At 64.3% G+C, this 9,674-nt stretch carries 8 protein-coding genes and 1 pseudogene; 1 reads left to right on the forward strand and 8 read right to left on the reverse strand.

Going from position 1 to position 9,674, the window contains the following annotated elements:
* The 8 genes and pseudogenes from VIG90_RS15735 to serS all read right to left on the reverse strand — a co-directional run.
* Window positions 1-167 (reverse strand): annotated as a pseudogene (locus VIG90_RS15735) (holo-ACP synthase); the annotation flags it as partial.
* A gap of 81 nt (window positions 168-248) precedes the next feature.
* Window positions 249-989, reverse strand: a complete 741-nt coding sequence (locus tag VIG90_RS15740) for a pyridoxine 5'-phosphate synthase (RefSeq protein WP_331594473.1) — start codon at window positions 987-989, stop codon at window positions 249-251.
* Window positions 990-1,070: 81 nt separating this feature from the next.
* Window positions 1,071-1,658, reverse strand: coding sequence for an orotate phosphoribosyltransferase (pyrE, locus tag VIG90_RS15745; protein WP_331594467.1), 588 nt, complete (start codon window positions 1,656-1,658; stop codon window positions 1,071-1,073).
* 13 nt (window positions 1,659-1,671) lie between these two features.
* Window positions 1,672-3,798: a bifunctional (p)ppGpp synthetase/guanosine-3',5'-bis(diphosphate) 3'-pyrophosphohydrolase gene (locus VIG90_RS15750; protein WP_331594474.1), complete on the reverse strand. Its 2,127-nt coding sequence runs from the start codon at window positions 3,796-3,798 to the stop codon at window positions 1,672-1,674.
* 245 nt (window positions 3,799-4,043) lie between these two features.
* Entirely contained in the window at window positions 4,044-4,391 is a 348-nt protein-coding gene (gene rpoZ / locus VIG90_RS15755) for a DNA-directed RNA polymerase subunit omega (protein ID WP_331594468.1), read from the reverse strand.
* A gap of 155 nt (window positions 4,392-4,546) precedes the next feature.
* Window positions 4,547-5,773: a M23 family metallopeptidase gene (locus VIG90_RS15760; protein ID WP_331594469.1), complete on the reverse strand. Its 1,227-nt coding sequence runs from the start codon at window positions 5,771-5,773 to the stop codon at window positions 4,547-4,549.
* 38 nt (window positions 5,774-5,811) lie between these two features.
* On the reverse strand, window positions 5,812-6,585 hold the full coding sequence (gene surE, locus VIG90_RS15765) for a 5'/3'-nucleotidase SurE (protein WP_331594470.1): 774 nt from the start codon (window positions 6,583-6,585) through the stop codon (window positions 5,812-5,814).
* A 30-nt stretch (window positions 6,586-6,615) separates the two neighbouring features.
* Window positions 6,616-7,902 (reverse strand): serine--tRNA ligase, encoded by a 1,287-nt coding sequence (gene serS / locus VIG90_RS15770; protein WP_331594471.1) that lies wholly within the window; start codon window positions 7,900-7,902, stop codon window positions 6,616-6,618.
* A gap of 521 nt (window positions 7,903-8,423) precedes the next feature.
* On the opposite strand from serS, the gene VIG90_RS15775 reads away from it, so the two are divergent.
* Window positions 8,424-9,458: a polysaccharide deacetylase family protein gene (locus VIG90_RS15775; protein WP_331594472.1), complete on the forward strand. Its 1,035-nt coding sequence runs from the start codon at window positions 8,424-8,426 to the stop codon at window positions 9,456-9,458.
* Window positions 9,459-9,674 lie beyond the last annotated feature (216 nt).

Here is a 9,674-nt window from a genome sequence, read left to right on the forward strand (position 1 = left end):
GCGAAGCGCTTGGCGTAGGTGGCGGCGCGGGTCAGCTCCCGCCGCTCCGCCTTGGCGATCTCGGTCTCGGTGAACACGCGGTTGATGAAACGCATGCCGAAGCGATCGATCGAATTCTGGATCCGCTCGATGCTGCACAGGTCGCTGCCAAGGCCGATGATGGTCATGGTGCTTATATAGTCCCGATATCCGGAATTTGCAGAGGGGGCAGCCTGGAGCGGTCGCCCCCTCTGTATGAGATAGGGACGTTACAGCGCAGCCTGACGGGCAGCGTCCATGGCCTCGCGCATCTGGCGGATGCTCTCGCCAAGGCCGACGAACACGGCCTCGCCGATGAGGAAGTGGCCGATGTTCAGCTCCAGAACCTGCGGGATGGCGGCGATGGGGCCGACGTTGTCCGTGCGCAGGCCGTGTCCGGCGTGGATTTCAAGGCCGAGGGACGCGCCGAGTTCGGCGGCGGCCCGGATGCGGGCGAGTTCGGCCTGCTCCTCCGCCCCGGTCAGGTGGCAGTAGCGCCCGGTGTGCAGCTCGACGACGGGCGCACCGAGCTTTGCAGCGGCTTCCAGTTGGCGGCTGTCCGGCTCGATGAACAGCGAGACGCGGATGTTTGCGTCCTTGAGACGTGCAATGATGGGCTGGAGATGATCGAACTGGCCGGCGACGTCCAGCCCGCCTTCGGTGGTGCGCTCCTGCCGCCGCTCCGGCACGATGCAGGCGGCGTGCGGCTTGTGGCGCAGGGCGATTTCGACCATCTCGTCGGTGGCGGCCATTTCCAGGTTCAGGGGACGGCGCACCTGCGCAACGAGGCGGGCAATGTCATCATCGGAGATGTGGCGACGGTCTTCGCGCAGGTGGGCGGTGATACCGTCCGCGCCGGCCTCGACGGCGAGAAGGGCGGCCTTGACCGGATCGGGGTGGGTGCCGCCCCGGGCATTCCGGATGGTGGCGACGTGATCGATGTTAACGCCCAAACGCTGGTAAGCTGCCATCATACCCAACTCCCGTCCGTTTACGGTCAAGCAGGCAGAAGGGGCGGGGTGGTCCGCCCCTTGCCGGTTACGCAGTAAGCCTTACGCCTTCAGGCCGCGGCTGCCCGGCTTGATGGCCGGAATGGCGGCCAGTTCGGGGGGCAGCTGGTCGGGCTGGTAGGCCGGCACGTCGAGACGGACCAGCGGGAAGTAGGGCACGCCCAGATCCGCCTTGCCGTTCGAGCGGTCCACCAGCGAGCCGGCGGCGATGACCTTGCCGCCGTTGGCCTCGATGGTCTTGATGCATTCGCGCGAGGACAGGCCGGTGGTGACGACGTCTTCCATCATGAAGACGCGCGCGCCCTCCGGGATCTCGAAACCACGGCGGAGTGCGAATTCGCCTTCCACGCGCTCGGTGAATATGCCGTCCACGCCCAGCGCACGGGCCATTTCATAGCCGACGACGACGCCGCCCATGGCGGGGGAGACGACCATGTCGATCTGGCTGCGGATGTCTGCAGGCAGCGATTCAGCCAGCGCACGGCACAGCTTCTCGGCCCGCTGCGGGTTCTTCAGAACCAGCGCGCATTGCAGATAGACCGACGAGCGCAGACCGGAGGACAGGATGAAATGCCCCTCGAGCAGCGCGCCCGATGCGCGGAATTCGTTCAGAACCTCTTCGTTCGTCATGTCCGGAAAATCCTTACAACCTGATGCGCTCGACGGAGCTGACAACCTGGGCTGCCCTAAGCGCCGCCTGCACCCTTGTCAAATGGCGCAGGTCCGTGACCTCCACGTCCAACTCGAAAGTGAAGAACTGGCGGTCGCGGTGGGTAAGCTTGAGATTCGCGATGTTCGCGTCGCTCTGGCCCAGAATGCTGGCAACGGTTGCCAGCGCGCCGGGTTCGTTGCGCATGACGACCGCAAGGCGGGTGACGAACCGCTCTGTGCGCTCGGTGCTGCTGTGCCAGCGCAGGTCGATCCACAGCTCGGGCTGATCGCTGTACGATTCGAGGCTCTTGCAGTCGATGGCATGAACAACGACGCCCTGACCGGGCTCGCGGATGCCCACAATCCGGTCGCCCGGAATGGGATGACAGCACTCGGCCAGATGTACGGCGGCGCCAGGGGTGAGACCCTCGATGGAAAGGGCGATGGGGCCGGCGCTGCCTTCGGCATCCGAAGTCTTGCGCCGCGGCGTGCCGACCGAGCCGGGGAGGATGGCTTCCATCACCGTTTCGTCGCTCACCTGATGACGGGCCAGGGCGAGATAGAGCGCTTCCTCATCCGGCAGCTTGAGGCGCTCCAGCGCGTCGCGGATCGCGCCTTCGGCCAGCGGCACGCGAATGCGCTCGATCAGTGCGTCGAGCAGGCGCTTGCCGAGCGAGATGCCGTCCTCGCGCTCCTTCTGGCGAACGTGGCGACGGATGGCGGAGCGGGCCTTGCCGGTGATGACGAAGGTTTCCCACGCCGGATCAGGCTGCTGGGCGGTGGAGCGCAGGATTTCCACCTGATCGCCGTTCTGCAGCACGGTGCGCAGCGGCACGACGCGGCCATTGATCTTGGCGCCGACGGTGGTGTCGCCAAGGCGAGAGTGAACCGCATAGGCAAAGTCGACCGGCGTTGACCCCTTGGGCAGCTGGATGAGTTCGCCCTTGGGCGTGAAGCAGAACACCTGATCCTGGTACATCGCCATCTTGGTGTGTTCCAGGAACTCCTCCGGACTGGAGGCGTGCTCGAGAATTTCCAGAAGGTCCTGTAACCACGGAGACTGTTGGCCGCCTTCGGCGCGGATATGCTGCTTGTAGGCCCAGTGGGCGGCAAGGCCAAGCTCGGCCTGCGCGTGCATCTCACGGGTGCGGATCTGGATTTCGATGCGCATGCGCCCCGGTCCCATGACCGTGGTGTGCACGGAGCGGTAGCCGTTGCGCTTCGGGATCGAGATGTAGTCCTTGAAGCGGCCGGGTACGGTCGGCCAGCGGCCGTGGATGATGCCGAGCGCGCGGTACACCTCGGGCACGGTGTCCACGATCACGCGGAAGGCGACGATGTCAGAGAGCTGCTCGAAGCTGATGTCCCGCTCCTGCATCTTCTTCCAGATGGAGTGGGGGCGCTTCTCGCGGCCCAGCACCTCGGCCTTGAGACCGTGCTGGTGGAGCAGATACTCGATGTCCTCGATCACGCGGGGAACGAGGTCGCCCGCCGTCTCGCGCAGCTGGCCGAGGCGCTTGGTGATGGACTCGTAGGCCTGGGGCTCCATCTCGCGAAAGGCGATCTCGGTGAGCTCGTCCTTGAACTCGTACATGCCGATGCGCTCGGCGAGCGGGGCGTAGATTTCCAGCGTCTCGCGGGCGATGCGGCGGCGCTTCTCCTCCTTCTTGATGAAGTGGAGGGTGCGCATGTTATGCAGCCGGTCCGCCAGCTTCACCAGCAGCACGCGGATGTCGTCGGACATTGCCAGCAGGAACTTGCGGAAGTTCTCCGCCGCGCGCTCGGACTCGGTCTGGGCCTCGATGCGGGAGAGCTTGGTGACGCCATCCACCAGCCGGGCGACATCATGGCCGAACAGCTGCTCGATCTGCTCGTAGGTGGCGACCGTATCCTCGATGGTGTCGTGCAGGATGGCGGTGGTGATGGTTTCGCAGTCGAGCTTCAGGTCGGTGAGAATGCCGGCGACTTCAATGGGGTGGGAAAAGTAGGGGTCGCCGCTGGCGCGCTTCTGGGTCCCGTGCGCCTTCATCGAGAAGACGTATGCGCGGTTCAGCATCTCCTCGTCGGCGTCAGGATCGTAGGAACTTACCTTTTCAACCAGTTCATACTGTCTCAGCACAGGGGAACCCAAACCTCACTCTTCACGAAACGCCCAGAAACGCCGGGCCTTCGCCAGACCTGTCGTCAACGGATTAGGTAGCGAATCTGCCGGTTCATTGCGAGGGGAACAAGCAGGAGAGGGGCTTATTTTGTGCATTTCCGCAACAGCTGTGTCCTGAAAAGGTGCCCGGAAAGCAAGAAGCCGCCCCGGCAGGACCGGGACGGCTTCTGAAACACTTGCCCGAGAACAGGCAGGCGCAGCGCTTAGTCTTCGCCGCCGTCGTCATCCTCAACGGCCGGGCGCGGCGGCTGGGATGCGGTCAGGCGAAGCGCAGCGGCGGAAGCGGCGATGGAGACCTCCTCATCAGGGATCTCGTCCTTCACTTCGACGACCTTCTGGAAGGACTGGACCAGAGCCTCGCGCAGATAATCCGGCTGGATGGTCTCTTCGGCGATTTCGCGCAGGGCAACGACCGGGTTTTTATCGCGGTCGCGCTCGAGGGTCAGCTCGGCGCCGCTCGAAATCTGGCGGGCGCGCTGCCCCGCATAGAGTACCAAGTCGAAGCGGTTGGGGACCTTTTCGACGCAATCCTCAACGGTGACGCGTGCCATGGTAGAGCCTCATCTCAAAAACCTTGAAGAACGGCGGGCGCTAACAGCTTGCAGGGCTGGTGTCAAGCAATCAGCCTGAAAGTGCCGGGCGCACGCAGGGTTAATCTAGTGGGTGCGCGGCTTTGCGCAAGGGAAAAGCCGGGGTGATGCCGGTCTTAACTGACCGGGCTGGGCGGCAGATGCTTGAGCGGATCGACCGCGCGGCGGCCGTTGCGGATTTCGAAGTGCAGCTGGGGGCGGTCAACCGAACCGGTGGCACCGGCGCGGGCAATGGGCTCGCCTGCGCGCACCGTATCTCCGCGCTGGACCAGCACGGCTTCGTTGTGAGCATAGGCCGTCACCCAGCCATCGCCATGCTTGATGAGGATCAGCCAGCCGAAGCCCTTGAGGCCATCTCCCGCGTACGCCACGACGCCGGGCGCGGCGGCGCGGACGGTCGCGCCTTGCGTCGCAGCGATGTTGATGCCGTCGTTATGCAGCCCGCCCTGCTTCGGACCGAAGCGGGAGAGGATGCGCCCGTTCAGCGGCCAGGAGAAGGTGCTGGCGAACGCTGCGGGAGCGGGCACCGGCTTTGGCGCGGCGGTTGTGGTCGCAGCCGTGCCCGCAGGGGCTGATCGCTGCGCGGGCCGATCGCCGGCAGCGGGGGCGCTGGCAATCTGCGTTGCGGATTTGTCGCCGTTGGTGAGGGTGGGCGAGGCAGGCAGCCGCAGCCTCTGGCCGACCTGCACGGCATAGGGCTTGTCCAGACTGTTGAGCCGGGCCAGCGTGGTCAGATCCGTGCCGTAAGCGCGGGAGATGCTGTAGCCGGTCTCACCGGAGCGCACGATGTGATAGCGGGCTGCCGGAATGCTGAGTTTCTGGCCCGAGCGAAGGGCATAGGGCGGCTGCAGATTGTTGGCGACGACGATGTCGCGCAGCTCGACCCCGGTGCGACGGGAGATGGCGAACAGGGTTTCGCCCGGTCCGACCGTGATGGTGCCGCCCGCGACCGCCTGCGCTTGCGCCTGTGCCACAGGTGAAGCGGTGGATGCTGCCGGGCGGGTCGATGCCGTTTTCTGGGCTGGAGCGGCGGCTGCGTGTGTGCGGTTCAGCTGCGATTGATTGAGAGCTGCCGTGGCTTTGGCGGACGGGTCGGCAGAGCGGCTGCTGCGGGCCTGCTTGCTCTGCCTGGCCTGGGACTTCTGCTTGTTCGCCGCAGCTTTCTGCGAGGTTTTCTTCTGCGCGCTAGCCTTTGATTTTGGCTTGGCGGCTTGCGGGCGAGAGGATTCCTGCGCCGGGCTGCGCTGGCGGATCTCATCGTAACCGGAAACGTAGCCGGAAGCGCAGGCAGAGAGAAACAGAAGCGCGCCCGCCGCGAAGATATGTTGGATGCCTGTCGTCACGCCGGCAGTCTAGGGGTTATACGCCGCTTGCAAAAGCCTTAACCGCCCCGGTTGCCAAAAGCCGTTGCCAGCGCGGCCATGGAGCCGCGGTGCGTGAGGTCCAGATGCAGGGGAGTGACGGAGACATAGTTCTCCCGCATGGCCTTCAGATCGGTCTCCTGGCCGGGCTCGGCGACTTCGCGCCCAAGGCCGAACCAGTAGTAGGTGAAGCCACGCACATCGGTGCGCTCCTCAATGATCGGATTGCCGTAGTCGCGCAGGCCCTGCTGGGTGACACGTACGCCGCGCACTGCATTTGCCGGGCAGGGCGGGAAGTTGATGTTGATGAGCACATCGGACGGCCAGCCCGCCGCCAGCAGGGTTTTCAGCACGGGCACGGCGTGCTGCCGGGCGGCGTCGAACGCCTCGGGACCGGCGGGACGCTCGATGCACGCCTGCGACAGCGCGACCGAGGGAATGCCGGCCAGCGTGCCTTCCATGGCGGCGGAGACGGTGCCGGAATAGGTGACGTCTTCCGCCAGGTTGGCCCCGCGGTTGACGCCGGAGAGGATGAGGTCAGGCCCTGCCCCGTCGATCACCCGGCCCAGCGCCATCATCACGCAGTCCGTCGGGGTGCCGCGCACGCCGATCCGTCGCTCGCCAAAGCGCTGCACCCGCACCGGATGGGACAGGGACAAGGAGTGGCCCGCGCCGGACTGCTCCTCCAGCGGCGCGACGACCCAGATGTCATCGCTAAGCTGGCTGGCGATCTCCTCCAACACCTGAAAGCCGGGGGCGTGAATGCCGTCGTCGTTGGTCAGGAGAATGCGCATCGGAAATCAACCTCGACTTGGTACGAAAGCTCAGGCCTGCGGCTCGAGCCGTTCAATGCCGCCCAGATAGGGGCGCAGGGCGGCCGGGATGACGACGCTGCCGTCCGCCTGCTGGTGGTTCTCCAGCAGCGCGACCAGAGTGCGACCAACGGCAAGGCCCGACCCGTTCAGGGTGTGTACGAAGCGGGTGTTCTTCTCCGCCTTGGTACGGGTGCGGGCGTTCATGCGGCGGGCCTGGAAGTCGCCGCAGTTGGAGCAGGAAGAAATTTCCCGATAGGTGTTTTGGGCCGGCAGCCAGACCTCGATGTCGTAAGTCTTGCGGGCGGAGAAGCCCATATCGCCGGTGCAGAGCAGCACGGTGCGGTAGGGTAGCTCCAGCTTCTGCAGAATGGCCTCCGCCGCGGCGGTCATCCGCTCGTGCTCGGCTTCGGACTCTTCCGGCGTCACGATGGAGACCAGTTCCACCTTCACGAACTGATGCTGGCGGATCATGCCGCGCGTGTCGCGCCCGGCGGCGCCGGCCTCGGCGCGGAAGCAAGGCGTGGCGGCGGTCATGCGCAGCGGCAGGGACTCGGTGGGCAGGATCTCCTCGCGCACGAGGTTGGTCAGCGACACCTCGGCAGTCGGGATCAGGTAGTACGGGGTCTCGCCCGTCGTCTTGAACAGGTCTTCCTCGAACTTGGGCAGCTGGCCGGTGCCCATCATGGCTTCGGCGCGCACGAGGTAGGGCACGTTGGTTTCCGCGTAGCCGTGCTCCTGCGTCTGTACGTCCAGCATGAACTGGGTCAGGGCGCGCTCGAGCCGGGCGATCTGGTTCTTCAGCACCACGAACCGCGCGCCGGACAGCTTGGCGCCAGCTTCGAAGTCCAGACCCAGCGGACCGCCGACGTCAACGTGGTCCTTCGGCTCGAAGTCGAACTGGCGCGGCTGGCCCCAGCGGCGGATCTCGACGTTGGCGGTCTCATCCGGCCCTTCCGGCACATCGTCGGCGGGCAGGTTCGGGATTTCAGCGAGGCGGGCGTTCAGGCGGGCCTGAACCTGGCGCTCGGCCTCCTCAAGCGCGGGGAGCTTTTCCTTCAGGGCCGCAACCTCGGCCATCAGGCTTTGAGCCAGTTCCTCGTTCTTCTGGGCCTTGGCCTGGCCAATCAGCTTGGACGCCTCGTTGCGGCGGGCCTGCGCCTGCTGCATTTCGGTGAGAACGGCGCGGAGTTCCTGATCCAGCGCGAGGATCTCGCCGCTCAGCGGCGCAAGGCCACGGCGGGCGAGGCCAGCATCAAAACCTTCCGGAGTCTCGCGGATGAAACGGATGTCGTGCATGAGGCGCCCCTCGACATGAAGCAGTTGAACCGGCGCTTCGTGTGGCCTGTCATCCCGAAAAACTCAAGACTCCATTACAGGGAGCGGTATGGCGCCAGACATCGGAGTGCCGGTCATCACGTGCGCTCTCCTAACATTATGGTAGGTCCAAGGCCTTGCGGGCTGGCAATGGCAAGCCGTGCTGTTCCCTAATGCCGGCTCGGCGCGGGATCGGCTATTTTCTAAATATTTGACTAAAAAAAAGTTAAATTAACCGCGTTTTTAATTAGCACAAAGATGCTATTTCTTCTGTTCTGGCCCTTTCGTTACGTGTATAGAGCCGGAACGAACTGCTGGGTATGTCCCAGCAAAGGGGGCTCATTCAAAAAATTTTTTTAAGTGAGAATTCAATGCGTTTATTAAAACTACTTATTCTTTGGCTTGCGAAGCATCTTGGAGCCTTTTGGCTGGCGCAAAAGCTGACATCCGATCAGTTGCGCATCCTGTGCTATCATGGCGTCTGGATTGGCGATCGCCCACGCATGGGTGAAAAGCTCTTCATGGAGCCGGAGACCTTCCGGCAACGGCTGCAGCTTCTCAAGCAGGAAGGCTATCGCGTTGTCTCCTTGAGCCAGGGCGTTGATGAACTGAAAAAGGGGAGACTGGCACCGAAATCCGTGGTGATCACCATCGATGATGGCTGGGTTTCCACACGGTCGCATATGCTGCCCGCCCTGCGGGAAGCCGGGTTTCCCTCCACTCTCTACCTGACCAGCTATTATGTGGAAAAGGTCGCGCCGGTTCTGAACGTTCTGGTGCGGTTTATCATCACGCGCACGGATCGGGGCCCTGCCGGACAGTTGGGTGCCATGCGCACCGCGATCGCGGAAGCGCAGGCGCTTGGGTATGGCTGGGAGATCGATCTGACGGCGCTTGAGACCGCCAGCTATCCGGAAGGACGGCGGGCCTTTGCGGATCTGCTGGAGGCCCTGCCGGATGTGACGCTGCGTCTGCAGTATGTGCACCGGCTGGCCGAACTGCTGGACGTCGACATCCGCCCCGCAGTGCGCGGCCGCTGGTTTGATCTGATGACACCGGAGGAAGTGCGGGAAGTCGCCGCGGCCGGTATGGATGTGCAACTCCACACGCACCGTCACCGGTTCAAGGACGTGCGCAAGATGCAGAGCCATCAGGAGATTGTGGAGAACCGGACCTCCATTGCCGGGTTCCTGCAAACGGCGCCCGCCGGGCTGGTGCACTTCTGTTACCCGAGCGGCGGATTTAACGAGGACCAGTGGCCGGTGCTGGCCGCTTTGGGCGTGCAGACGGCAACGACCGTCGAGGAGGGGCTGAACGGTTCTTCCACCGCTCGATATGGCCTCAAGCGGTTTCTCGATGGCGAGAACGTGACTGCTCTGGAGTTCGAGGCCTATCTGAGCGGTTTTTCCGAGGTGCTGACGCAGCTCAAGGCGCTGCTGCGCGGAGGTCGGCGGCGGCAGGTTGCAACTGCATCAGCGTGGGCACTCAACAGCCCGACGGGTGTGGTGGAGCCAGAGCGGCAGAAGCAGGCGGCCTAACCGCCTTTGATAGAATTGCGCTGAAACAGAGAAGGCCGCGGCGGTTGCCGTGGCCTTCCTGTTCGCCTGAAACCCAGCCTGCCTAGTTGCTGGCCGGGGTGCCGGTCTGCGTGCTGGCAATTGCGTTCTGGCGGTAGTCGCCGTCCAGTTCCGCTGCCAGGTAGGTGAAGGCGGCGTAAGCCGCAGTGGCCTGATTGATGCGCTTGCGGTCGATGC

This window comes from Pedomonas sp. (assembly GCF_036515995.1).
In the GTDB taxonomy this organism is placed as follows: Bacteria; Pseudomonadota; Alphaproteobacteria; order Sphingomonadales; family Sphingomonadaceae; genus Pedomonas.

Bases quoted from the DNA above. Each gene is read 5' to 3' on its own strand.
- VIG90_RS15740 (WP_331594473.1), bottom strand. From the start codon at position 989: ATGGCAGCTTACCAGCGTTTGGGCGTTAACATCGATCACGTCGCCACC.
- pyrE (WP_331594467.1), bottom strand. From the start codon at position 1,658: ATGACGAACGAAGAGGTTCTGAACGAATTCCGCGCATCGGGCGCGCTG.
- rpoZ (WP_331594468.1), bottom strand. From the start codon at position 4,391: ATGGCACGCGTCACCGTTGAGGATTGCGTCGAAAAGGTCCCCAACCGC.
- surE (WP_331594470.1), bottom strand. From the start codon at position 6,585: ATGCGCATTCTCCTGACCAACGACGACGGCATTCACGCCCCCGGCTTT.
- serS (WP_331594471.1), bottom strand. From the start codon at position 7,902: ATGCACGACATCCGTTTCATCCGCGAGACTCCGGAAGGTTTTGATGCT.
- VIG90_RS15775 (WP_331594472.1), top strand. From the start codon at position 8,424: ATGGGTGAAAAGCTCTTCATGGAGCCGGAGACCTTCCGGCAACGGCTG.